The organism is Salinigranum salinum, assembly GCF_009176545.1.
GTDB lineage: Archaea > Halobacteriota > Halobacteria > Halobacteriales > Haloferacaceae > Salinigranum > Salinigranum salinum.
Window position 1 is genome coordinate 1,690,533 of the sequence record NZ_VTOJ01000001.1, and the last position, 24,754, is coordinate 1,715,286.

General features: G+C 64.8%; 22 protein-coding genes and 1 tRNA gene. 11 read left to right on the forward strand and 12 right to left on the reverse strand.

Annotated elements, in window-relative coordinates; translation table 11 throughout:
• Positions 1–11: 11 nt before the first annotated feature.
• Positions 12–1,316 (forward strand): DHH family phosphoesterase, encoded by a 1,305-nt coding sequence (locus FZP69_RS08065; protein ID WP_152040811.1) that lies wholly within the window; start codon positions 12–14, stop codon positions 1,314–1,316.
• A 353-nt stretch (positions 1,317–1,669) separates the two neighbouring features.
• Here FZP69_RS08065 and FZP69_RS08070 read toward each other — a convergent pair whose 3' ends face one another.
• The 5 genes from FZP69_RS08070 to FZP69_RS08090 all read right to left on the reverse strand — a co-directional run bounded on the left by FZP69_RS08070 (position 1,670) and on the right by FZP69_RS08090 (position 5,345).
• Positions 1,670–2,083, reverse strand: a complete 414-nt coding sequence (locus FZP69_RS08070) for a DUF5807 family protein (RefSeq protein ID WP_152040812.1) — start codon at positions 2,081–2,083, stop codon at positions 1,670–1,672.
• 43 nt (positions 2,084–2,126) lie between these two features.
• A complete protein-coding gene (locus tag FZP69_RS08075) occupies positions 2,127–2,558 on the reverse strand; it encodes a DUF7112 family protein (protein WP_152040813.1) in 432 nt (143 codons plus the stop codon).
• A gap of 6 nt (positions 2,559–2,564) precedes the next feature.
• On the reverse strand, positions 2,565–2,957 hold the full coding sequence (locus FZP69_RS08080; protein WP_152040814.1) for a 30S ribosomal protein S6e: 393 nt from the start codon (positions 2,955–2,957) through the stop codon (positions 2,565–2,567).
• A 108-nt stretch (positions 2,958–3,065) separates the two neighbouring features.
• Positions 3,066–4,217, reverse strand: coding sequence for a Gfo/Idh/MocA family protein (locus FZP69_RS08085; protein WP_152040815.1), 1,152 nt, complete (start codon positions 4,215–4,217; stop codon positions 3,066–3,068).
• 12 nt (positions 4,218–4,229) lie between these two features.
• Positions 4,230–5,345: a Gfo/Idh/MocA family protein gene (locus FZP69_RS08090; RefSeq protein WP_152040816.1), complete on the reverse strand. Its 1,116-nt coding sequence runs from the start codon at positions 5,343–5,345 to the stop codon at positions 4,230–4,232.
• A gap of 238 nt (positions 5,346–5,583) precedes the next feature.
• On the opposite strand from FZP69_RS08090, the gene FZP69_RS08095 reads away from it, so the two are divergent.
• A complete protein-coding gene (locus FZP69_RS08095) occupies positions 5,584–6,666 on the forward strand; it encodes a DUF4432 family protein (protein WP_152040817.1) in 1,083 nt (360 codons plus the stop codon).
• Positions 6,667–6,690: 24 nt separating this feature from the next.
• On the opposite strand, the gene FZP69_RS08100 is transcribed toward FZP69_RS08095, so the two are convergent.
• Positions 6,691–7,809 carry an aminopeptidase gene (locus tag FZP69_RS08100; protein ID WP_152040818.1) on the reverse strand — a complete coding sequence of 373 codons (1,119 nt, stop codon included), beginning with the start codon at positions 7,807–7,809 and terminating at the stop codon, positions 6,691–6,693.
• Between the two features lie 138 nt (positions 7,810–7,947).
• Positions 7,948–8,340 carry a CBS domain-containing protein gene (locus FZP69_RS08105; RefSeq protein ID WP_192918507.1) on the reverse strand — a complete coding sequence of 131 codons (393 nt, stop codon included), beginning with the start codon at positions 8,338–8,340 and terminating at the stop codon, positions 7,948–7,950.
• 145 nt (positions 8,341–8,485) lie between these two features.
• Here FZP69_RS08105 and gnd point away from each other — a divergent pair, with 145 nt between their 5' ends.
• The 5 genes from gnd (at position 8,486) to FZP69_RS08130 (ending at position 15,107) form a co-directional block, all read left to right on the forward strand.
• Complete coding sequence (gene gnd, locus FZP69_RS08110) at positions 8,486–9,376, forward strand: phosphogluconate dehydrogenase (NAD(+)-dependent, decarboxylating) (protein WP_152040820.1); 891 nt, start codon at positions 8,486–8,488, stop codon at positions 9,374–9,376.
• A gap of 105 nt (positions 9,377–9,481) precedes the next feature.
• Complete coding sequence (locus FZP69_RS08115; protein WP_152040821.1) at positions 9,482–11,788, forward strand: PAS domain S-box protein; 2,307 nt, start codon at positions 9,482–9,484, stop codon at positions 11,786–11,788.
• A gap of 89 nt (positions 11,789–11,877) precedes the next feature.
• Entirely contained in the window at positions 11,878–14,136 is a 2,259-nt protein-coding gene (locus FZP69_RS08120) for a methyl-accepting chemotaxis protein (protein WP_152040822.1), read from the forward strand.
• Positions 14,137–14,259: 123 nt separating this feature from the next.
• Positions 14,260–14,853, forward strand: coding sequence for a 2Fe-2S iron-sulfur cluster-binding protein (locus FZP69_RS08125; protein WP_152040823.1), 594 nt, complete (start codon positions 14,260–14,262; stop codon positions 14,851–14,853).
• Positions 14,854–15,034: 181 nt separating this feature from the next.
• Positions 15,035–15,107: transfer RNA gene (locus FZP69_RS08130), tRNA-Arg, on the forward strand.
• A gap of 670 nt (positions 15,108–15,777) precedes the next feature.
• Here the strand turns inward: FZP69_RS08130 and FZP69_RS08140 are convergent.
• The gene (locus tag FZP69_RS08140) at positions 15,778–16,308 is read right to left on the reverse strand and encodes a DUF7342 family protein (RefSeq protein WP_152040825.1); all 531 of its coding nucleotides are present in this window, start codon (positions 16,306–16,308) and stop codon (positions 15,778–15,780) included.
• A 285-nt stretch (positions 16,309–16,593) separates the two neighbouring features.
• Between FZP69_RS08140 and FZP69_RS08145 the strand changes: the two genes are divergently transcribed.
• On the forward strand, positions 16,594–16,878 hold the full coding sequence (locus FZP69_RS08145) for a hypothetical protein (protein ID WP_152040826.1): 285 nt from the start codon (positions 16,594–16,596) through the stop codon (positions 16,876–16,878).
• 338 nt (positions 16,879–17,216) lie between these two features.
• Positions 17,217–18,053 carry a restriction endonuclease gene (locus FZP69_RS08150; protein ID WP_192918508.1) on the forward strand — a complete coding sequence of 279 codons (837 nt, stop codon included), beginning with the start codon at positions 17,217–17,219 and terminating at the stop codon, positions 18,051–18,053.
• A gap of 201 nt (positions 18,054–18,254) precedes the next feature.
• Here the strand turns inward: FZP69_RS08150 and FZP69_RS08155 are convergent, their stop codons facing one another.
• Entirely contained in the window at positions 18,255–19,133 is an 879-nt protein-coding gene (locus FZP69_RS08155) for an endonuclease/exonuclease/phosphatase family protein (protein ID WP_152040828.1), read from the reverse strand.
• A gap of 487 nt (positions 19,134–19,620) precedes the next feature.
• Here FZP69_RS08155 and FZP69_RS08160 point away from each other — a divergent pair, with 487 nt between their 5' ends.
• Positions 19,621–20,175, forward strand: coding sequence for a hypothetical protein (locus FZP69_RS08160; RefSeq protein WP_152040829.1), 555 nt, complete (start codon positions 19,621–19,623; stop codon positions 20,173–20,175).
• A gap of 71 nt (positions 20,176–20,246) precedes the next feature.
• Here the strand turns inward: FZP69_RS08160 and FZP69_RS08165 are convergent, their stop codons facing one another.
• From FZP69_RS08165 to menD, 3 genes are all read right to left on the reverse strand, one after another.
• Positions 20,247–21,260: a tyrosine-type recombinase/integrase gene (locus FZP69_RS08165; RefSeq protein ID WP_152040830.1), complete on the reverse strand. Its 1,014-nt coding sequence runs from the start codon at positions 21,258–21,260 to the stop codon at positions 20,247–20,249.
• A 214-nt stretch (positions 21,261–21,474) separates the two neighbouring features.
• Positions 21,475–21,924, reverse strand: a complete 450-nt coding sequence (locus tag FZP69_RS08170) for a hypothetical protein (protein WP_152040831.1) — start codon at positions 21,922–21,924, stop codon at positions 21,475–21,477.
• Positions 21,925–22,120: 196 nt separating this feature from the next.
• Positions 22,121–23,869: a 2-succinyl-5-enolpyruvyl-6-hydroxy-3-cyclohexene-1-carboxylic-acid synthase gene (gene menD / locus FZP69_RS08175; protein ID WP_152040832.1), complete on the reverse strand. Its 1,749-nt coding sequence runs from the start codon at positions 23,867–23,869 to the stop codon at positions 22,121–22,123.
• Positions 23,870–24,114: 245 nt separating this feature from the next.
• On the opposite strand from menD, the gene FZP69_RS08180 reads away from it, so the two are divergent.
• Entirely contained in the window at positions 24,115–24,651 is a 537-nt protein-coding gene (locus FZP69_RS08180) for an HTH domain-containing protein (protein WP_204959932.1), read from the forward strand.
• The last annotated feature ends 103 nt before the right edge of the window (positions 24,652–24,754 follow it).

Genomic DNA, 24,754 nt, shown 5'->3' on the forward strand with positions numbered 1-24,754 from the left:
GAGAGAGCGGTATGGACGACAGCCTCATCGACGCGAACGGTCTCTCGCTGTCACGGAAGTCGCGGCTCCCGGGGACGGGATTCTTCTATCCAGACTCGCTGGACGAGGAGTACGCCGACGAGCGAACCCGCGAGGCGGTCGAGGGGAGCGAGGCGGTCGTCGTCGCCGACGGCGACGCCGACGGTTTGGGGTGTGCCGCGCTCGTCCGGGAGCTGCACGACGCCGCGCTCGACGTCGCCCCGTTCGAGACGGAGCTCGCTGCACGAGTCAGGGATGGACCGGGAGCGGACACCGCATCCGACGGTGCCGTCGACGCGACGACCGTCGACACCGCCGACAGTGACGAGGACGCGGACGAAGTGGCAGCGACGGCCGAATCCGGAGAGGACGACGCCGACTCGCCGGTCGCGCTGGTCGCGACGGGGCCGCACTCGCTCGGTGAGGCACTCCGCCGGGTCGCGGAGCACCTCGACTCCGGGGCGACCGTCTACGTCTGTGACCTCTGTCCCGACGACCTCGACACGGTCGGACCGGCGCTCTCGGCGCTCGCAGAGCGTGCCGACGCGATCCGGTGGTTCGACCACCACCAGTGGGACGACGACGTCGCCGAGGGGGTTCGCGCGGCGGGCGTCGACCTCGTCGTCGGCGACTCCGACGAGGAGTGTTCGACCGACGTGGCGCTCCGCTCGCTCGACCACGACTTCCCCGACCGCTTCACCGACCTGGCCCGGGTGACGCGCGACCACGACCTCTGGCTGAACGAGGACCCCCGGAGTGCGGACCTCGCCGACTACGCGTACTGGACCTCGCCGGAGGAGTACGTGACCGTCGTGGGGACGTACGGCGCGGACCTCCCCGACGCCGTGACGGAGTACATCGCCTACCGGCGGGTGGAGAAAGAGGAGTTGATCGACCTGGCGATCGACCGCGCGGAGTTCGAGCGGGTCGGCGAGTGGCTCGTCGGCGTGACCTACGGCCGGTGCTCACAGAACGAGGTCGCCGAATCGCTCCGCGAGCAGGGAGCCGACGCCGCAGTCGTCGTCAAGCCAGCCGGGAGCGCCTCGCTCAGGGGGTCGGAGACGTTCGAGCGGTGCCACGAGGTGGCCGCGCTGGTCAACGGCGGTGGCCACCCGAAGGCCGCGGGCTGCAAGCCCGACATCTACGACGACATGCTCGACTACGCCCACCACTGGACCACGGAGGGCGCGACGACGAAACGCGTCATCCTCGCGGCGTTCGAGCGGGTCGCGGAGACGGCAGCCGACGGGAGTGCGGGGGACGACGCGGACGACGAAGGGCTCGAGACGGACCGGTAGCTCCACTCGGCTGACACCCGCGCCGACGGACGACGCTGGCATCGCCTCCCCGTCGAGAGCCATCCGGCGTCCCGGAGAGACGCGGGGCTGTCGAACGGCTCGGCGTCGCGACGCTCGACGGGAGCGAAACCGGGGGAGAAAGGGTCGTTGGGGGAGACGACCCACGAACCACGGGGCGTGTGACGACCGAAGACCCCGAAGGCATCGGCTGCTCGCGTGGGGTGTGTAATGAGCTTTGTGTCGGCGTCCGACGGACGGCGTTCGAACGGCGGACGACGGGCGGGAACCACCCCACCCCGATCCCGTTCGTCGGCGCTCACTCCGCGTCGAAGACTCACCCGGCCCGTCACCGCTCACTCCGCGTCGACGACCCACCGATCGGAGAAGGCGGTCCCTTCCGAGGAGTAGGCGTACGCGTGGATGACGTCGCCCTCGGCGTACAGCCCACCGACCTCCTCGTTCTGTGCCTCGGCGAACGCGAAGACGAACTGGACGTCGCCACCGTCGGGTGAGTCGCCGCCCGAGAGATCACGGTCGATCCGTCCCTCGGTGTCCATCGCCTCCCTGGCGAACTGCATCGCGTCCATTCCGGTGCCCGCGGCGAACAGACGCCGACCTTTCTCGCCGTCGACGACGAGGACGACGCCCTCGTCGACGTCCTCGCCGTAGTTCGCGATCTTCCCCTCGTCGTCGAGGAACGCGTGGGTGAGAAACAGCGCGACGTCGTCGAGCCGCTCGCCCGCGAGGAACTCGTCGAGTTTGCTCATACGGGCGGTGCGCGGTCCGGGGTGAAAAGCCCGTCCAACCGCGTCACTCGTCGTCGCGTTCCAGCCGTTCGGCGATCGCGCTCAGCGAGTCGCGCGGTGTCTCGATCGCCGTGTAGACCGCACGGGCTCCCGGCACGCGGAGCCCGTACAGGGCACCGGGGTCGACCTCGTCGAATTCGACTGCGTCGCCGGGGTCCCTGCCGACCGAGTCGGCCCACTCGACGAGCCGGTTCGTCCCCTCGCGTTCGCGGGCCATGCGGCGGTTGTCGTAGGCACCACGGACGACTAGGCCCGTCGTGTCGCGCGTGACGGGGGCATAGAAGGCGTCGCCGTCGAGGACGAGTCGGACGATCCCCTCGTCGACCGCGGCGGCGGCGGGGAGCCGCAGACACGGTCGGCGCGTGCCGCCGCTACGCTCGAGGCTCGTTCGGTAGGTCGCGACGGAGGGGTGGTCGCTGGGGACGCGTTCGGGCACGTCCGCTTACTCGTCGTCGTCGGCCTCGCCGAAGGCGGCGGCGACGTCGCCGGAGCCGGCGACGACCTTCGCGTTGATCTGGACGGTCTCGTCGGAGATCTGTCGGCCACGGACGGTGATGCGCTTGCGCTCGCCGTCGCGCGTGGGTTTGTAGCCGACGCCGCCCGTCGAGAGGATCTCCTTCAGGTTGGGGCCGGAGACGTCCGCGCGCATGGGTCGGCCGGCCGCGTCGGAGCCGCCGGTGAGTTCGAGCGTGAAGCCGTCGAGGCCGACGGCGCTCCCGTCGACTTCGTCGCCGAGATCGCGTCCGAGGAAGCGGTTCGCGTCCTGTCCCGATACCTCTGTCTGGTAGGTCGCGCCGGAGTCGGGGTCCGCGACGACCACCTGGAAGTCTGCCATGCGTGGGAGAAGCCCACGGCCGATAAAAAGCGCGTCGAAACGGCGGGAGGCCGTGGTCCGCAGTCACACGGCGACTCCGTGACGGGGTCACGGCTCGGCACCGACGGCCTACTCTGCGGGGTCGAACCCGCGCATGGTGCGGACGTCACCGGGAGTCTTCGGCTCGTGGTCCTCCGCGCTCGCCACGGCGGCGAAGCACAGCTCCAGCGACCGGAGGTTGTCACGTGCGCTGTTGTACGGCTCGCGCCCTGCTTCGATCGCCGAGAGCAGTTCGGCCATCGCCCCGTGGAAGCCGTCGGGGAACCACGTCCCCACGAGTTCGGGCGACGCGTAGCCGTCGGCGGTGTAGATCGTCACCGTCTGCTCTTCGAGGTCCGGTCCCTCGCTCTTGATCGTCCCCTCGGTCCCCGCGACGTACGTCCGGTCCTCCGGACCGAGTTTGGTGTCGGCGTCGAACGAGAGCGTCGCCTGTGCGCCGTCGAACTCGACGAGCGCCTGGCCGAGCATCGGGGGCGTGGCGCGCTGGCTCGGCGAAGGCTCGAACGAGGCGAAGACGCGCGTCGGCTCGGCGTCGCCCACGAAACACCGGAGGATGTCGAACCAGTGGATCGCGAAGTCGTAGAGGATCGCGTGTCGGACCTCGTCGATCTCCGTGTCCACGATCCAGTTGTGATCCCAGTCGACGTTGAAGTGGACGCCGTGCGGGTCGCCGATCAGCCCCTCGTCGATGGCGTGTCTGATGTAGCTCCAGTGGGGGGCCCACCGCCCGTTCTGATTGACGGCGAGTGTGACTCCCTTATCGTCGGCGAGGTCGACCATGCGTTCGCCGAAGTCGACGTCGACCGTGAACGGCTTCTGGCTCAGGACGTGTTTCCCCGCCCGGAGGGCGTCCTCGATCATGGGCTCGCGCTGTTTCGGGTGGGGGAGCAGGTCGACCACCTCGACGTCGTCCCGGGCCAGTACGTCCCGGTAGTCGGTGTAGACGTCGGCGTCGAGCTCGAACTCGTCGTTCTTCTCCTCGGCCTTCTTCCGGGTGCGGTTGCAGAGCGCGACCACGGAGTAGCCGGCGTCGGTGTACGCCGTCAGGTGCTGGTCGCTGATCCCGCCGGTCCCGACGAGGGCGATGTTCGGATCGTAGCTGTCGGGGTCGCTCGGTCGGTACGGGAGATCGGGAGCCGTCGTCTCCTCGAGGTCGACGATCTCCGCGAGTCCGTACTCCTCGTCGCCGTCACTGCCGCCGTCGGTGGCTCGGTCCGTCATCGGTTCGCCTCCTCACTCCACCGAGACGGGACCGTCGCGCTCGACGCTCTCCCGGGCGGCCACGACGATCCGGTTCGACTCGCGGCAGTGGTACGGTGAGAGCGGCTCGAACTCGACGTCGACGTCGTGGTCGAGACAGTGGACGAGATACTCCACCTGGTCTCTGATCGGCGCTTCGAGTTCGTCGACCTCGACCTCGTACCCCTCGGGCTGCTCCGCGGTCTGTACCCGCACCGTCTCCTCGTAGTCGTAGCTGCTGATGGTTCCCTCGGTCCCCGTGACGACGAAGCCACACTTCGGCTGTGGCTGGTGGACCCACGGATCGGTGAACGTCCCCCACCGTGTCTCGAACTTCGAGAGGCCCTTCCCCTCGTATCGCGCCACGGTGACGCTCTGGGTGTCCACCTCCGACCACTCGGGGACCTCGGTCCGGGTCGTCACCTCGACGGGGAGTTCGCCGTCGCGGAACCAGGTCGCGAGGTTCGCACCGTACCCCAGGTAGTCGACGAGCGACCCGCCACCCTTCTCGGCCTGGTGCCACCACGTCTCGGCCGCGGCGGCGACGTCCTTCTGGTCGCCACCCGCGAAGTGCATCTCGCCCGCGTCCGTGAACTCGACCTTCTCGAACCGTCCGCTCCCCTTGTTGCCGTCGTAGTAGTGGACCTCGACCACCTCGCCGACCGTCCCCTCGTCGATGAGTCGCTTCGCCGTCCGGTGAGAGCGATACCACGCCAGCGGCCAGTTCGTGAGGAACGTCCCGCCACCGGCCTCCATCGCCTCGATCATCCGGTCGTAGCCGCCGGGCGTGAGCGCGGTTCCCTTCTCGAGGACGACGTGTACGCCGTACGGGGCGACTTTTTCGACCCACTCGACGTGGTCGGCCGGCGACGGACAGAGCACGACGATGTCCGGTTCGCGCTCCTCGAGACAGGCCACGTGGTCCGTGTACACCCGGTCGTCGTCGAGTCCGAACTCGTCGGCCGTGTCCTGCAGCCCGAGCGTCGACGACTCCTGGTCCTCGTCACAGATCGCGACGAGTTCCGTGTCGGGGTTGTCCGCGACGATGCCCAGAATGTCGCCCATGTGGAAGTGGGCGAAGTTGATCCCAGCGACCGTGTATTGTGCCATGTATTGTCACACCTTGCCAGCCAGTGACTGGCGCAGAGACGGGTTAGCCTGACTACATGATGAGTGTTTCCCTGTGGGGAGGTTCGTGCGGCGGTCGAAACCTCCCACCGAGCAGCCGCGACCGCGATCCCTCGGAGCACGAGGGTAGGTCGGCGGTCGCGATCGGCGAGCGCACACGGTCTCCGGAGACCCGTGTGGGAAGTGAACGACTATACCGACTGGTCATGTCAGTGCACGTATGACACCACGATCCAACCGCTCCCCGCGTGCGTCCGACGAGTTCACGTACCGGGGGATCGACGCCGTGTTCCTCGAGAACGACTCCCTCCGCGTCATGGTGCTCCCCGGCAAGGGGGGTGACATCCTGGAGTTCCGTGACAAGCGGACGGACGTCGACGTCCTCTGGGAGACCCACCACAACTGGCAGCCGCCGGAGTCGCGGTACGTCCCCTCGGCTGACCCGACGGCGTGGATGGACCACTACCCGGGCGGGTGGCAGCTCAACCTCCCGCTCGCCGGGTTCACCGACGACTTCGGGGGCGTCCCGTACGGCATCCACGGCGAGAGCGCGCTGCTCCCCTGGGAGTACCGCGTTCGGCGGGACGACGACCGGGTCTCGCTCGTCCTGTGGACGGAACTCGTGCGCTACCCGTTCGCGGTCGAGCGCGAACTGACGCTCGCGGCGGGGGAGTCGCGCCTCCGGATCGACGAGTCCGTCACGAACCGCGGCGAGGTCGAACTCGAGTACATCTGGCAGCAACACCTCACGCTCGGTTCGCCCCTGCTGGATCCGGCGGCCAGGCTCGACGTCCCCGCCGAATCGGGCGTCGTCGAGGCGTACGGCGAGGACCACGCCAACGCGCGACTCGCCTCCGGTGCCACGTTCGACTGGCCCGACGCACCCGGATCGACGGGGGAGACGGTCGACCTGCGACAGATCCCCGGTCGCGAGAGCCGGATCCACGACGTCGCGTACGCGACCGATCTCACCGAGGGCTGGTACGCGCTCACGAACCCGGATCTGGACCTCGGCTTCGGCTTCGAGTTCCCGGTCGACCCCTTCGAGTGCGTCTGGTACTGGCAGCCGCTCGGCGGCGACGAGCGGTATCCGTACTTCGGCCGCAACTACAACGTCGGGCTCGAACCGACCACCGCCTATCCGAGCGCGCCCGTCCCCGACGCTCCGCGCGAGAACGGAACGATCGACATCCTCGGGCCGGGCGAGACGATCGAGGCGTCGTTTTCGGCCGTCACCTACGGTGGCGTCGAGTCGGTCGAGTCGATCGAGGACGGCGCAGTCGAGGGCGTCCCGATCGACTGAGGGGGTCCACGGGAGACGACCAGCTCACGCGGCCTCGAACCCTTCCTCCCACCGGAACCGCCCGTTCCGTTGCACGACCTCGCCGTCGACCTCGATCCGCGAGCGTTCGGAGACGTCCGTGATCATGTCGACGTGGACGGCGGAGTCGTTCGCCTCGTCCTCGTGGCCGGGCGGGAAGTTCGAACGGTACGCCCGGCCGACGGCGAGGTGGACCGTGTCGCCCATCTTCTCGTCGAAGAGGACGTTGTCCGTGAAGCGGTCGATGCCGCGGTTCATGCCGATGCCGAGTTCGCCGAGTCGGCGCGCACCCGGGTCGGTGTCGAGCACGTCTTCGAGCACGCCCTCGTTGGCGCCGGCGGAGAAGTCGACGACCGCGCCGCCCTCGAACGAGAGCCAGACGTCCCGGACGCGACGGCCCTGGAGGGTCATCGGGACGTCGAAGAACACCTCCCCCGCCGTGTCGGACGGCGCGGTGAACACCTCGCCCGACGGGAGGTTGTGCGAGTCGTACGCGACCGACGCGGCGCTGTTGACGGCGATCCGGCCGTCGATCGACATGGTGAGGTCGGTGTTCGGGGCCGCGTCGCGCTCGGTCACGAGGCGGACCTCGCTGCCGGCGTCGAGGACGTCTTTGAGCCGGGCCATCTCCTCGGCGAGGGACTCCCAGTCGCGGAGGATGGCCTCGTAGGCGAAGTCGCGGTACTCCTCGAACGCCATCCCGGCCTGCTGGGCCAGCGCGCGCGTCGGGTGGACGGTCGAGACCCAGCGGCTGTCGAGCCGGGCCTCGCGTGCGGCCTCGTGGGCGCGGGCGTGCGCCGCCTGCGTCTCTCCCGGCACGTCGGCCATCGCGGTCGTGTTCAGCGGGCCGCCCAGGCGGAGCACGACGTCGGCGGCCTCGTACAGCGCGAGTTCGGCGTCCGATCCCGTGAAGTCGCCGTCGTGCGCCAGCAGGTACGCGCGGTCGAGTTCGCCCGACGAGTACGTCGTGACGACGTTCGCGCCCCGGGAGCCGAGTTCGGCACAGACGGCGACGGCGAGGTCGTGTGCGCCCGCGCCGACGCTCACGACGACGTCGTCGCCGGGTTCGACCCGCGCGCTCCAGTCGACGAGCGTCCGCGCGTGCTCGGTGATGCGTTCGTCCATGAGACGAGGTGCAGACCGGCGGACAAAACGACAGCGGTCAGTGGGGGTCGCAGTCGTAGCCGTGGGCGTGGGGGTCGTCGGGGTCCATGTCGCAGTCGTGGGCGTCGGAGCCCATCCGGAGCCACGGCCCGCGCAGGGTCAGAACAGCTCGAAGAGCGCGCCTACCTCGTCGGCGTACGTCGAGAGCAGGTCGCGACGGGAGACGCATCCGACGAACTCCTCGCCGTCGTCGACGACGACGAGCCGCTCCGCGCCGGTCTCGTGGAAGCGCGAGAGCAGCCCGTCGCGGGAGGCGCGTTGGCGGATCGTCACCGGGTCGGCCGCCAGGTCGACGACCGGCCGCGACGCGAGCGCGTCGTCCGTCCCCACGGCGAGGCCGACGTCGGCCGCCGAGAGGACGCCGAGCGGATGCTGTTCGTCGAGGACGACGACGAGCGTCCGGTCGCGCGTCCGCATGGCGGTCACGGCCTCGCCGACCGTCGTGTCGGGGGCGGCCGTCAGGTCGTCGGTCCGGACGATGTCGGTGAGCATATCCGGAGAAGGGACTGCGAGGGCGTAAGCGTGACGTCGGTCGAGCCAGTGGGCGGCAGCGTAGCGGGGGCAGCGTGCGTGGCGAGCGGTGGATCGCAGGCGAGGAATCACAACCCCTACCACCTCCCCTGTCGCAGGGACGGGTATGCAACTGGGCGTCATCGGACTCGGGCGGATGGGACAGATCGTCGTCGAGCGAGTCGTCGCGGCGGGCCACGACGTGGTCGCGTTCGACCTCGACCTTGAGGCGGTCGCGACGGCGGCAGAGACGGGAGCGGAGCCCGCTGACGATCCCGTCGACCTGCTTGATCGCCTCGGGGCGGAACGCCGCGTCTGGCTGATGGTTCCGGCGGGCGAGGCCGTCGACGCGACGCTCGACGAACTGGCACCCCACCTCTCATCCGACGACGTCGTCGTCGACGGCGGGAACTCCCACTTCGAGGCCTCGCTTCGGCGGGCGAAGCGGGTCGAGGCGGCGTACCTCGACTGTGGAACCAGCGGTGGCCCTGCGGGGGCGGAACTGGGGTTCTCGCTCATGATCGGCGGGCCGGCGTGGGCGTACGAGGCGATGACGCCGGTGTTCGACGCGGTCGCCACCGGACCCGACGGCCACGAACGGATGGGGCCGTCGGGCGCGGGCCACTACGTGAAGATGGTTCACAACGGCGTCGAGTACGCGCTGATGCAGGCGTACGGCGAGGGGTTCGAGCTCCTCTTTCGCGGTCGGTACGACCTCGATCTGGAGTCGGTCGCGCGGACGTGGAACAACGGCGCCGTGATCCGGTCGTGGCTGCTGGAGCTCTGCGAGGAGGCCTTCGGTGAAGAGGGGAGCGACCTCGGCGACGTCGCCGACTACGTCTCGGGCGGCTCGACGGGCACGTGGACGGTGCAGGAAGCGCTCGAACAGGAGGTGCCGGTCCCCCTCATCTATCAGGCGCTCGCCGAGCGGTTCGGGAGCCGCGAGGACCGGTTCGCCCGGCGACTGGCGAACCGGCTGCGCTACGGCTTCGGCCGGCACGAGGTCGCGCGCGAGTAGCCGGTCTTCGGAGCACCGACCGGTCGCCGCGCGTCGACTGAGGGGGTGTGAACGGTTGGCAATCGGACAGCATGATATATCAGCTACCGTGGCCTACATTATCCGATGAACGCCTCCGTTCGGGTCCTGCACGTCGACGACGACCGAGAGTTCGCCTCGTTGACAGCAGCGTACCTCGAGGAGGAACACGAGGGGTTCGAGGTCGAGAGCGAACCCGACGCGGCGCGGGCGCTCACGCGGCTCCGCACGGAGACGTTCGACTGTGTCGTTTCGGACTACGAGATGCCGCAGATGAGCGGGCTGGAGTTCCTCCGCGAGGCACGGCAGATCGATCCGGATCTCCCCATCGTCTTCTTCACGGGGCGAGGGTCCGAGGGCGTCGCCGCCGAGGCGATCTCCGCGGGCGTGACGGATTACCTCCAGAAGCGCGGACCCGAGCAGTACGCGCTCCTCGGGAACCGTCTCAGGAACTACGTCGAGAAGCGACGTGCCGAGGAGGAACGTCTGCGCGGCTACGAGGCGATCGAACGGGCCCGCGAGGGGATCAGCATCCTCGACGAGGAGGGTCGGTTCGTCTACGCCAACCAGGCGTTCGCGACGCTCGTCGGCTACGATCACGACGAGTTGCTCGGCCAGCACTGGGAGCTGCTCTACCGCGAGGAGGACGTCGAACGCGTCTACGACGAACAGCTGCCGGCGGCCGCAAACGGCGGGTGGACCGGCCAGACCGTCTACAGGCGAAAGGACGGCGATCTGGTGCTGACGAACCACTCGCTGTCGTACACCGAGGAGGGGGAGCTGATCTCCGTCGCCCAGGACATCACCGACGACGAGCGCCGGCGGCTGGAGCTCTTGGAGGCGAAACGGTTCGAGTCGCTCGTCAACGCCGTCACCGAGTACGCCGTGTTCATGCTCGACACGGAGGGACGGGTAGTGACGTGGAACGAGGGTGCCGAGGAGATCACCGGCTACCCGGAGGCGGAGATCGTCGGGGAACACATCTCGGCGTTCTACACCCCCGACGACGCCGAGGCGGGTGTCCCCGCGGAACTGTTCGAGCAGGCGCTCGCCGACGGGAGCGCCGTAGACGAGGGGTGGCGCGTCCGGCGCGACGGGCAACGGTTCTGGGCACACGTCGTCGTCACCCCCGTGTACGACGACGACGGCACCCACCAGGGGTTCGCGAAGGTGACGCGCGACATGACCGAGCGGCGCGCACGCGAGAACGAACTGGAGGCCCAGCGCGAGTCGCTCGCAGCCGCGAACCGGATGAACGCGATCCTCCGCGACGTCCTCCGGCGCATGGTCCACGACTCCTCGCGAGAGGACATCGAACGCGACGTCTGCGAGCGCCTCACCACCGACGGCCCGTACCTCTTCGCCGCCAGCGGCGACTACGACGAGGTGGGTCACTTCGACGTCAGACTCGCGAGCGGCGTCGACACCGACGCCGCGCGGTACGTGTTCGACCACCTCACGACGCGGACTGCCGTCACGCGGGCGGTCGAAACGGGCGCCGTCGAGGTCCAGCATCTCGACCGCGAGGCGATCGACCTCGAGCACGAACTCGTCGAGGCGATCCACTCCGTGGTGTTCGTCCCCCTGACGTACCGTGACACGGTCTACGGGCTCGTCGCGCTCTGTTCGACCTCCGCGAGCTACCTGACGGACGGCGAGCGGAGCGCACTGGAGGACATCGGTGCGGCGGCGGGCTACGGCATCCACGCAGTGGAGACCGAGCGACTCCTGCAGGCGGACGGGGTGGTCGAGCTGGTGTTCGAGACGAGCGACGGCGGCGAGCCGCTGGTCGATCTCGTCGACGACGGCGGCACCGTGCAGCTCGACCGGCTGCTCCCCATCGACGAGGGGGAGTATCTGGTGTACACGACGCTCGACGGTGTGTCGCCGACGGCGGCGGTGGAAGCGGTGTCGTCGAACCCGACCGTCTCGGATACGACCGTCGTCCACGCGGACGACGACGGCGACGGGGGTGTCGTCGCGGTGACAGTGACGGAGTCGCTCGTCACCCACCTCGCGGCGGCGGGCACGAAGGTCCACACGGTCGAGTCGGCCGACGGCACGCTCCGGGTGGTCGTCGACGTCTCGCCGGCCGCCGACGTGGGGCGACTCGTCGACGACGTGGTGGCGTCATTCCCCGAGACCCACCTGGTGTCGAAGCGGCAGGTGGCCCGGCCGGTGAAACGGACGCGAGCCGTCGCGGAGACGGTCGAGTCCCGGCTCACAGAACGCCAGCTCGCGGCGCTCCAGGCGGCGTATCACGGGGGGTACTTCGAGCGGCCGCGCAGACAGACCGCCGAGGATGTCGCCGAGACGATGGGCATCTCGGCGTCGACGTTCCACCAGCACCTCCGGATCGCGCTGGAAACCGTGTTGACCGAGCTGTTCGACTGATGTCGGCGTGTAACAGGGTATCACGTCTGAGAGACACGCCCTGAGAACTCAGGCGACAGACGGAGGTGTTCAGTTCGTGATATGTGCTCATGAACGTACAGTCGAAACTCCCCTCGTGGCTGGGGCGGAGCTACCTGCGACAGTTCGCCGCGGTCGTCCTCGTGATCCTGCTCGTCGTCGCCGGGGTCGGACTGTTCATCCAGGATATGGTCGGTGCGGAGCTCAAACACGACACACAGGTCGAGATGCAGACGATCGCCGAACTCGAGGCCGACGTCTTCGCCCAGTGGGTCGAGGAGAACGAACGGACCGTCATCATCCTCTCCGAGGTAGAGGGGCTCGAGGAGTCCGACGCGGTGGCGGTCGATCGTCTGGCCGAGAAGCAAGAGAGCCTGCCCGGGACGATCCAGGCGCTCCATCTCGTCGACCGTAACTCCGGAACGGTCGTCGGCAGCACCGGCGATGGTGCCACGGGAGCGACGCTCGACGGGATGGGCGTCACCTGGACCGACGGCTCGCTCGGCGACGCTGGCCAGACCGCCGCACTCGTCTCACAGGGGTTCAAGCACGACGGAATCGAGCTCGTCGCCTTCGCCAGCCCCGTCTCCGACTCGAGAGCGGTCGTGATGACGGTCGACGCCACCGAACGCGCGGCACACTTCCGCGACCCCATCGAGGGTGGCTTCACACAGGTCGTCGACAGTCACGGCGTCGTCGAGTTCGCCCAGGACGACGAGGCGGTCCTCGCCGAGTACGAGGGCGGGACCGACAGCGAGGCGCTCCGGGCCGGCATCGCCGGCGAGACGGGTGTCCTCGAGCAGGGTGACCTCGTAGTCGGATACGCACCTGTCGAGGGGACCGACTGGGTCGTGCTGACCCATGCCCCGAAAGCGAGCGCCTACGCGCTCGTCAACGAGGTCCAGCGGGACCTGTTACTCCTCATCGGGCTGTTCGCGGCTGGGTTCGTCGCCGTCGGCCTCACCATCGGGCGGGGGACCGTCAGGGCGCTCGACGACCTCCAGGAGAGAGCCCGCGAACTCGAAAACGGGAACCTCGACGTCTCGGTGGAGACCGACCGGCGGGACGAGATCGGCCGCCTCTACCAGGCGTTCGGCTCGATGCGCGACTCGATCCGCGCGCAACTCGCGGAGGCGAACGAGTTGACGGCCCATCTGGACCAGAAGGCCGCCGAGTACGACCGGGCGCTCGAACGGGCGGCCGACGGTGATCTGACCGTTCGAGTCGACCCCACGAGCGAGAACGACGCGATGCGGAAGGTCGGCGAGGGGTTCAACGAGATGGTCTCGTCCGTCGAGTCCACCCTGCGGGAGGTCCGATCGTTCGCCGACGACGTCGCCGCCGCGAGTCAGGAGGTGACCGCCAGCGCCGACGAGGTGAGTCACGCGAGCGACGAGGTGGCCGTCTCGGTCCAGGAGATCTCCGACGGCGCGGTCGAACAGGAGGAGGGGTTACAGGAGGTCTCGAACGAGATGACGGATCTGTCGGCGACGATCGAGGAGATCGCCTCGTCGTCGGCCGAGGTCGCCTCGACCGCCGACCGGACGGCCGAGCAGGCGACGACCGGGACCGAGTACGCGTCCGAGGCGATGACGGAGATGGAACGGATCGAACGCCAGAGCGAGCGCTCCGCCACGGAGGTGGCCTCGCTCGACTCGGAGATGGATCGGATCGGCGAGGTCGTCTCGCTCATCGAGGGAGTCGCCGAGCAGACGAACCTGCTCGCGCTGAACGCCTCGATCGAGGCGGCCAGCGCGGGCGACGCCGGCGAGGGGTTCGCCGTGGTGGCCAGCGAGATCAAGTCGCTCGCCGAGGAGGTGGCCACCTCGACGTCGGAGATCTCCGAACTCGTCGACGACGTCCAGGCTTCGACCGCGGACGCGGTCGACGACATGGACGAGATGCGCGACCGCGTCGCGAACGGGGCCGAAACGATCGAAGAGGCGCTCGGCGTGCTCGAGACGATCGGTGACGACGTCACGTCGGTCAACGCCGGCGTCCAGTCGATCAGCGACGCCACCGACGAGCAGGCGGCCACGTCCGAGCAGGTGGTCGGGGTCGTCGACGAGGTGATGTCGGTCGGCCAGCAGACCGCCGCGGAGGCGCAGTCGGTCTCCGCCGCCGCCGAAGAACAGACGGCCTCGCTCGCGGAGGTCTCCGACAGCGCCGACTCGCTGGCCGACCGCGCTGCCGACCTCTCGACGCTCCTCGACGCTTTCGAACTCGGTGGAGCGGCCCCGGCGAGGGACGTCGACCACGAGGGGAGCGTGGACGGTGCTGGCGGCGGCCGCGCCGTGACCGACGGGAGCGGCCCGCAGTGGACTGACTGAGCGCAGTCGACTGTGGACCGACTCTCGGCGTCGACCGCGAACCGACCCTCGGCGGTCGCCGTCTCGTACCAGAGGGATTGAGCAATCACAATCCCCTTAACCCCCGCATCCGTAGCGCCGCGCATGGCCGAGATCAACGTCGTGGGACTCAGTATGGGCGTCCTGCTGACGCTCATCGCCGTCGCGCTGCACTACTCCAAGGGAACGGGGTGGCAGTCGACCCAGGACATCTCTCAGGAGGTCCTCGACCGCCGCGCGGAGACGGTGCCGGAGACGGACTTCCCCGAACCGATGAACCGATCGATCGGCGGGGGTGCCGCCGCCGCGGCCGTCGCTGCGGGGGGCACTGCCGACGGTGCCGAGCTCGAAGAGGGTGGCGAGGAGACAGTCGAAGAGAGCGGCCCCGCCGACATCCCCGAGGACGAGGTCGAGTACTTCGAGGTCGAGTTCGTCAAGGAAGGCGAGACGATCGAGCTCGCCAACAACAAGACGATCCTCGAGTCCGGCGAGGACCACGGCTGGGACCTGCCGTACGCGTGTCGGCAGGGGTCGTGTGTCTCCTGTGCCGGACAGATCCAGGACGGGCCGAGCGAGGAGTACGTCGTCCACGACAACCAGCAGATGCTCGACGACGGCGAACTCGACGACGGCTACACGCTCACCTGCGTGGCCTACCCGCGGGCAGCGTTCTCCATCGAGACCGGCAAGGCACCCTGACACGGGTCCGAGCCCACAGCAGTTGTTTCGTCGTTCGACGCGTCCGTGTGCGTGCAGACCCCGCGACCGACGGCGGACCTGTCGATCGGGTCGCGCGGTCCGCGTCGCTCGGTCGTGACCGGTGACGGCGGGCCTGTCGGATGACAATCGTTATACGTCGGTGTTGGCTACGACTGCGTGAGGGCCCGTAGCTCAGTGGACAGAGTGCTTGGTTCCGGACCAAGATGTCGCGGGTTCAAATCCCGTCGGGTCCGTAGACTTCGAATCGCAGGAAGGCGGTGGGATAGGCTCGAAATTTTAATTCGGATTCGTCATGCTGCATGACGAACTCTCTGGCTGAGGGGCGTAAATCCGGTTCAATTTGCCTCTAATACAGAGATGAACCCCGCGAATGACGAATTCACTCTGTGTTCGTCACGGTACCCTTCCTGCACGCAGTTCGGAGAATATCTCACAAACGCAATTCACGGGACTGCTGATTCGTTCAGGAGTCGAACTCGTCCCAGACCGCCCCCATTCGTTCGTACACCCACGGTGCAACCACCCGTGAAATCATCGTCCACAACGAAGTCGGATACTCCCGATTCTCACCGTCTTCGTGTCGGGCTTTTGACGGGGCGTGAAAGTGGTCCCGTGTGTAGTCCTCACTGTCGTGCCTATCCCATCGACACAACCACTTCTCACCGTGATGGTCTTCGACGTACGAGATGTGGAAGTCGCCGTTCGTGTACGACTGCACTTCGATGTACGCTTCGGAGACGTACTTCCGAGGGTAGTACTGCCGTTCAAGAGAGATGACAACCGATTCGGGTCGGTTCGCCGGAAACACCGTCGTGTTCTCGACCCACGACTCGGACGCCAGCAACGACGCGAGCTCCCGAAGGAGCGCCCGGTTCGGTGTCCGGTCGTGCTGTCCGTTCACCGTCAGGCGACTCCTTCGTCGACAGAGGTGTCCTCTCGGGAGCGTCTGAGATCACGAATCTCTCTGCGGATCGCGGCCCAGTTGTTCAGGTCCAGCCAGACGTTCTCGGCGTCGCCATACCCTCCGTACTCAAGCGGGTCGATCTCGTCGGGAGTCTCGACGCCGTACGTCTCCCGATACGCTTCGTCTTCGGAGAGCAGTTCACCGAGTCGGTCTCTGTACTCGTCGTCGTCCAGTTCGGAGAGTCTATTGAGTCGCCGCCACTCGAAGTACGACTCGTTTCGCTCGAACGTCTCCGGATTTTCCGTCATCCGCGTCAACACGCCGATGTCTGCGAGTCGTCGCAGGTGCCGCCGGGCCGAGTTCTTCGAACAGTCTGCTCGCTCCGCAACCTCCACGACACGGGTCGGCGTGTAGAGTTCGAGTGCAGTCCGGTACACTCGTTCGTCCGCTGGAGCGTTGTCGAGTCGCTCAACGAGGTCTTTCGAGAAGTCCGAGGAGGGCGGACCACGTTCGTCGTCGGAGGCGTTCATACACAGTAACACGAGATGCTAATCAATATATTTAACGTTAGCTCATTTATATGAGCGTCAGTCGATCAGGATGAAGCCAAGAGAGACGACGACTGGTTAGAAGTCGTCAACGTACTTTTGTCGCTGTTCCATTTTCTCGCGTTCACAACGTGCTCAGGAACAGTGTGCTGAACGTCGAGAAGAAGTCCGGCAGTCGTGAGAGTTCGCATCCACCCTCCATCCGCTGAAACGCCTCAGTCTCCCCAAGTAGGAACTTTGACGGAGGGTACAGAAGAGTAGAAAATCATGAGTCCTACCGTCCACGAGATTCGAAACTCGATTCGAGCGGCGACGGGCCGCTTTGAACGGGAGTTCGAGGCATCGTTCACGAAGGAGGAATTGCAGGCAATCTGTGAGGTACTCAAGATCACCGTCGACGAGGCAGGGCGTCCGTCAACGACGCGGATGCGCCGACAAATTCGAGTGCAGGTCGGCATCGCGGAATCGCTGGAGACGGCAGACGACTCCACGTTCCGGAAGGCCGAACTCCAAGCGATCGCTGACGGAGTCGGAGCATCGTTCGACCCGTAGTCTTCAGTCTCTCGATTAAGTTGCCTTGCTGTGAGTCTCGATGTGATGACCTCGGGTGCGAGTACCTTGTCCTGACCGAGCCGCGCCCTCTAGAAACCAGTGTCTCCGACTACTACTCAGTCTCTGTCAGTAACGGCGTGACCGATATAGAGGTAGGTTCAGCATCAAAATTCCATCCAATCATCATATATTCGAACCTCTCAAGTTTAGAAGCTTAACTGTCATATGAATATCAAATCATTCGTTACTCAAGCTCTTATCATACCGCTTCGAAGTAGGACCAATTCCAATAGAAAATGAGATCAAATAAAGACGAAATACATCATCGGCTCCTCGGTATGAACGGATACGAATTTGAGAAGGCGGTCGCTGATTTATTTGAGCAACGTGGCTGGGAAACGACTGTCACTAACAAATCACAAGATCGTGGTATCGACATTATAGCGGAGAGGACTGACCCATTTATTGAGAAAATGGTGATTCAAGCAAAAAAATATGCCTTAGACAATAAAATTGGGAGTCCAGACGTTCAGCAATATAATAGTCTTCGAAGCCAAGTGGACGGAACTGATAAAGTCATAATCGTTACTACCTCTTCATTCACGAAGCAGGCAAAAAGCGTGGCTAATGACTTGAATGTGAAATTAATAGAGGGAACAACCCTTTGTGAGATGTTCGCTGAACAGGGTATGATAGCTGAACAGAGGGTTGGGGACTCATACCAAGAGGAGTATCAAAATACGAAGAAGACGTTGCTGTGTCCATTTTGTGGGGAGAGAGTAGAACGTTCTTCAGCTAGCTACATCAATCATATGTCAGACGGGAATTGTCGTGTTCAGGATACTGATAAAATCCAGCCGAGGCGTCCAAATGGAATACCGTCAAGTATTTGCGATGACGTGAAGCGTGAGTTTGGAATAGAAGATAGAAACAAAAACGATGTCAAAAAGAATGGCAAGGAGCAGGGAGAAAACAATACGTCCACAAACAAACTGGAAACATTCAGCTGCCCGTTCTGCGATACGGATATAATTCATTCATCATCTGCAGTTATATCTCATCTCTGCAGTGATGAATGTAGTACGTATTCATCAGACGATTTACCGGCAGAACGTCCAGAAGGAATCCCACCCTCTATTTGGTGGGATATAAAAGACGAATTTCGTTTGTGGTAGTCTCAAATTCCGATCCGAGTACCCAGCGCGAATGTTGAGTAACCGACTCGCGCTCTGTATTCAGCACGACCACTGAATCATCCCATAGAGGCTGTCAGAAGTCGCATGCTGAATAGAAAGGGTCTAATCAGCATAGTTTTCGAGACTAGCTGCCGATTCTCTGATGAGATCTCCACGTAATCATATCCCGAGCACCCTGTCTTACGTGTCTCCAAACGTCGTCAGAATAGGGGCGTGGTCGCTGTAGGCGTTCTTGTCGTCGAAGGTTCCGAACGCGTCGTGATCATAGCGACTTACTTCGGGGGTGAATTCTTGAGACGCGAAGATGTGATCAAATCTGCTGTTCTTGAAACTCGTCTGCTCCACCTCAAGGTCAGTGTACCCATGCACGTATCGGAAGGTATCGACCAACCCGGCATGGCCCAGTCCCTTCAGGATGTTCAGCTCGGCGTTTAGCCAGCGTTTCTGGATCTCCGGATGCTTATCGGCGTGGATGATTGCTTGACCGTCCGGTAGTTCTTCATCCGGCGAGTTGAAATCCCCGGCAAGAACACGTGGTCGTGACTCGGCGGCCATAATACGGTCGAACACAGTCTCGAGAATCTTGATTTTCTCTTCACCTTTCATGCTTCCCGGTACCGCCCGGACGTTCCAAACCTCAATCTCGCGGCCACCGATTGAGCATTCAGTCACGAGAATCTTCTCCGGGTAGTGTGTGGAGAGATGCTTCACGTCGACGTCCTCGTAGGCACCTTCCAGCAGTTCGAGTGGTTTTCGCTGAATCGCATCGGCATCCTGGACTGCCGTGAGATTACCGTTGGTGTGGCTGATATCTTGGTGCGGTTGTACGGAACTCTCCCCGAGTTCATGCGCCCACTCAAGTGTATCGGCGATACCCTCATACCCCAGTTCGGTTCGGACAAGCTCCCGCCAGAGTTCACGCTGATGCGCGTTTACCTCCTGGAGCATGATGATATCCGGTTGCGGATCGTAGCGTTTCAGGAACTCAATCTGCTGTCGTGCCCGGGCAGGCCAACCGTTCGGTAAGGCCCCAGCGACGTTCCATGACAGTATTCTCACGGGTACCTATACACTCACCATGACCAATAGTAAAGACATAGATGAATTCGAGGTGACAGGCACTTGCCATAGATTTGTGCGATTGTCGCCGGAACAGATAATCAGGGTGAGTGAGAATCCCGATAAGAAATGAAGCTACTTTCTTGGAACGTTCAAGGGGCGTTCCCTCCCTACACACCCATCGACCGAATCGAAAGCCAAGTCCAACATATTTCGAGAGACAGCTGAGTGCCCCGATATCATCGCGTTAGACGAGGTCAGCAGACACAGACGTGATGTGTGGAGGGATGAGCTGGTCAATATCGGATAAGACCAGATTGTCCACACGCTCGATTGGGCAGAAGAGTTAGGCGAATCGGATATCCCTCCACATCAGGACTACAACCATGTTAACGGGAATCTGACTGCAATTCACGAAGATGCAGCCGTACGTAACCTCACCCGGTTGCAGCCGAGTATCCGATATGGACCGTGGGACGGTGCGGATTTGAAAGACTGGGACACGAATCTACCAGAGAAAATTCTCCACGCAAAAATGGAGCTGGATGACCAGACACTTGAACTCTGGAACATCCGTGCGGTTCCAGGGAGCATGCATGGGGAAGAGAAAGTGAAGATTCTGGAGAACACGTTCAGCAGAATCATGAAGGGAAGTCAGACTCCGTGTATTCTGACTGGTGACTTCAACTCACCAAATCGGGAGTTAACGGATGGTACCACCATCCCCTGGCGTCACAACAAGGAAGGGGACGTCGCCAAACGGTGGGTTGAAGCTGAACTCAACATTCTCCGTGGGTTAGAAGAGAAAGGTATGATCGACGTCTTTCGGCATTGTCACGGATACGGCGACTTGGAGGTGCTGGACGTGAGTCACGCCACACAGACGGACGACCCGTTAGCAGTCCCCCCAGAGCAAGTCCAAGGAAAGCGGTTCGATCACATTATCGCATCGGACGAACTGAATCCAGTCGGTTGTTATTACGATCAGAAGGGATTCAGCTGTAGTGATCACGCACCGATTAATGCGGAGTTCGGATTATAACGGGATGTCTAACAGTCCAATGGTTGTTCTGCTCGCAGCGCTGTAGCCAAGACACGACTCTTCAGTAGACGTTAGATTTGATCGAGATACCTCCGTCGCTGTTCCATCTTCTCACGTTCCGTCCGGCGATCGTAGTGTTCGTCTAAGACCGCCGTGGAGACGTTTGCTCTCGCACTCACTACTGGTTCGGGTACGTCCGAATTCAACCAGTGTGTGATTGCACCTCGACGAACGGCGTGCGGTGACACTGACGACGGGCAGGCGAACGACTGACTGCGATCAACCGCTGCTTCACACGCGGAGAGGCCACGTTCGTGTGGACATTCGCCAGTGGACTCACACGGTCGTGTCACCGAGTACACGTAGCTCTGAATCGTGGTGAGATGTGCTCGACCTTTTGCAGTTGAAACGAGTGGGTCACGACCGTACTCATCGACTGAATCTGGTCGTCGGTCAGCTACCCATGCGTCCAATACAGAACACGTCTCTGCTGAGAGCGCGATGAATCGCTCCCCGTTGAATTTGTTCTTAATCGGTGTCCCCATCTCCGGACGGTGTCGCACGTCCAGTGCCATCTCCTGCGAATCGTAGTCGTCTATATCAAGCGCGTGGATAGCTCCCCTTCTGAGGAGTGCGTGCCATATGAGGAGAAAGCAGACGTGACGTTCGGAAGCATACTCGTAGGTAGAGAGATACTCAAGAATACCGTCAGCGACCTCCGAGTCCAACATCACGTCTCGAGAGTTCTCACCGTCAGACAGACTCGGTGAGACGACTTTGGACCAGAGATCAGTCGGAACCGCATCGATGGTTCCACACCAGCGGATGAACACGCGAAGCGTATCCATCTGTGATTTCTCTGAGGGCGGCGCGAGGCCGCCATCTGCCCGGCGCCACAGTCGGTAGCGGTGCAGTTTCCGTCCGGTCAGCTCGTTCAGGTTGTCTATATCCTGTTCGCCACACCAGCGAATGAAGTGGCCGAGTCGTGAGGAGTGCGCATACTGGGTCGCTTTCGCTAACTCGCTTTTGCGATCTTCGAGATACAGTTCGACGGCTGTGTCTGGGTCGAGTGGTTCGGGTGCCATGGCTCTGTGTCGGTGCAAACCGGAGTCAGCCAGCGACCCTCATCTTCGATTGCTAATCGCCGGACAGCGAGGGATTAATTCAGGATCGTCGTAGTGCATGACGAATTCTTGTCAGGTTCGTCATTCTCCATGACGATTCGGCTTCAACAGACAGCGGCGGATTCCTCGTAAACGGAGTCCCCTGCTGGCCGGAGAGTGCTAACTACACACGACTCTACCGACCCACGAGGCCGACGAGGGGGGCGAACGCCGCCGCACCGATCGCGCCGACACAGAGCGCGAGTGCGAGCGCCGACAGCGGCGCGCCGGCGACGCCAAGCACGACACCGGGAACGGCGATGCCGGCGACGAGGACCGTGCCGAAGTAGACGACCCGGGCGACGCTGAGACGCGTGCTCGACCCGGGCCACCCGCTCCCGACGGGCAGGCTGCCCCGCATGACCGCCGCGGCCACGACGATGAAGCCCGTCGCGGTGGCGATGGTGCGGGCGCTGAGCGTCGCGCTGTTGAACAGTACGACCGAGATCAGCACCGGGATTCCGAAGACGACGAGCTCCGCGGTGGCGTCGAACAGCCGTTCGAGCCAGGTGCCGATGGCGTCGTTCCCCTCGCGGAGGCGGAGCCGACGTTCTTCCGTTTCGGGATCGGTTCCGCGCGAGGCCATGCGCGGAGGCAGGGGAGCCACGCCGATAACGGTGTTGACCCGGATCGGATCCATCCCCAAGAAGTACTTGGCCGTGGCGACCGAGTCTGTTGGGCGATGACGATAGTCCCTCACTCGTTCATCACGCGCAGACGCCTCCTCCGTGGTGTCGTGGTGTCGTCGTGTCGCTCGCCGCCGTCGCTGGCGGTCGGTCGATCTACCGGAGGCGGTCGATCACGCGCGCTTTCAGCCGCTCGCGCACCCGGTGGCTCGCCTCGGCGTCCGTCTCGACCTCGATGACCTGTGTCCCCGCCGACGCGACCGAGGCGGCGTAGGCGTCGCGGAACGCTTCGGGGGCGACCCGCGTGAACGACAGATCGTACAGCGCTTCGGTCGCGGCGAAGTCCAGCCCGTGTGGGGTGACGAACTGCTCGGTGAACGGTGGCTCGAACTCCGAGATGGGGAGCATGTGGAAGATGCCGCCGCCGTCGTTGTTCACGACCACGACGGTGGCGTCCACGTCACACCGGCCCAGCGCGAGCAGGCCGTTCATGTCGTGGTAGTACGCGAGGTCGCCCGTGACGAGCGTCAGCGGATCCGTCGTCGCGCTGGCGGCACCGAGGGCGGTGGAGACGATGCCGTCGATGCCCGACGCGCCACGGTTGCCGAGGACGGTGAGCGACGTCGTCGACGGCGCGCCGAACCGGTCGAGGTCGCGGACGGGCATCGAGTTCGAGACGAACACCGTCGACGGATCGGGCGTCTCCTCGACCACCGCGGCGAGCAGCCGGCCCTCGCAGAACGAGGAGGCGTCCGCGAACGCCTCGAAGTGGGCCGCGTCGGCGGCGAGCCACCGCTCGCGCCACGCGTCGCTCCCCGACCCCCGGCCGAGGGTCTGCGCGACTCGCCACGCCAGTCGGGCGGGGTCGGCGACGACGAGGTCTGTCGCGGCGAACTCGGCCTCGCGCCAGCCGGCAGCGGGGTCGACGACGAACTGCCGCGCGTCGGTCCGGGCGAGGTACTTCCGCAGGGGCTTGGAGGTAGGCGACGCGCCGAGTCGAAGGACCACGTCGGGGTCGGGCCACGCGTCCGTCAGTCGTGCGTCGAGGAAGCCGTCGTAGCCGCCGACGACGGGCGTGGTCCGGACGTGACCGCCGAACCGCAGGCCCGAGAGCGGGTCGGCGAGCACCGGGAACCCCGTCGCGTGGGCGAGCGCCGCGACCGACTCGCCGTCGATCCCCGCCGCGTCGGCGGGCCCGGCGACGACCAGTCCTCGTTCGACGTCGAGTTCGCCGGCCAGCTTCCGGAGTTCCCCGTCGCCGAGTTCGGCGACGCCAGCGGTGGTCCGCACGTACGGCGCGTCGTCCGGGCGGCCCCGCGTGGCGCGGTCGGGGAGGTCGGCCGGGACGTCGCCGTCGACGGCTGTCGGTTCGAGCGGCTTGCGGAACGGGACGTTGAGGTGAACGGGGCCAGCGGGGGCGGTTGTCGCCTTCGCCAGCGCCCTGGCAGCGGTGGTGCGGAGCGAGCGGAGTTTGCGTTCCTCGCCTTCGGGCTCGGCGACGTCGCGGTACCACCGGGTCGCGGAGCCGAACAGCTTCGCCTGATCGATCGTCTGGTTCGCCCCGGAGTCACGGAGTTCGGGCGGTCGGTCGGCCGTCAGGAGCAGGAGCGGGACCCGCGCCTGTGACGCCTCGATCACCGCAGGGTGGAAGTTGGCGGCCGCGGTGCCCGACGTGCAGACGAGCGGCGTCACCTCGCCCGTGCGGCGGGCGCGGCCGAGGGCGAAAAAGGCCGACGAGCGCTCGTCGAGGTGCGAGAAGACGTGGACGTCGTCGTGGCGGTCGAACGCGAGGGTGAGCGGCGTCGACCGACTGCCCGGCGTGATGCAGACGGCGGAGACGCCGCCTCTCGCCAGCTCGTCGACGAACGCCTCGGCCCAGAGCGTGTTCCGGTTCGGCGCGGTCATTGCCACCTCTTGGGCCGACGACGCCAATACACCTGTGGGTTCGACCCCGGCGTCGTCTCTTCCGTAGGTTCGATCCCCTCGTGGACTCGATCCGAGCATCGATCCTCTCACCCAGTCGACCCCGAACACTCTTTCCGGACAGAACGACGGCGGTAGGCGAATATACAATACATATTACGAATTTAGGTCCATTCTAGCCAACACTTTTCACACTGATCGGCGAGATTAGTAATGGATAATCGTCTATGACCGGGAAGATCGAGAACGAGGCGAGGGCGGGTGGAGAAGTCGGGGACGTCACCAGCGAACCGTCGACATCGACGTCGGCGGGGGTGACGATGACCCTCTGGACGCGGACGCCCGTGTGCGGGTCGCCGACGAGTGTCATCAACCGTCTCGGACGCCTCCGGGCGACCGGCGCTATCGAGGCGTTCGAGGTCAGGACGTGGCCCAACGAGATCGAACTCTCCGCGAAGACGGGGTCGGACCCGGTCGTCGAGACGTTCGAACGGTTCGAGGCGTGGGCCGCCGACCGTGGGCTGAGCGTCAGGCCCGGTTTCGACGTGCGGACGGTGTCACCGCTCGTCGGTCGGGAGCGCGAGCTGTTGACGCTCCCGATGATGTGTCTGGCCGTCCGGGTCGACGGCGAGACCGGCGCGGAGAACACGGACGCCGCCGGGAACGGAGCCGACGACCTCGTCGGCGTCTTCCCCTGCCGCGACGGCGAGCGGACGTGGACCATCGGCGACTACCTCGACGCGTACGAGATGGACGAGACGTGAGACGCCCCCGCGGGGTGAGGACGCTCCCGCACGGAACGGCGATACGACGGGTGGACAGGGACGGCTCCGGCTTCGGTCGGGGACGGTCCTCGACTGCACGGCC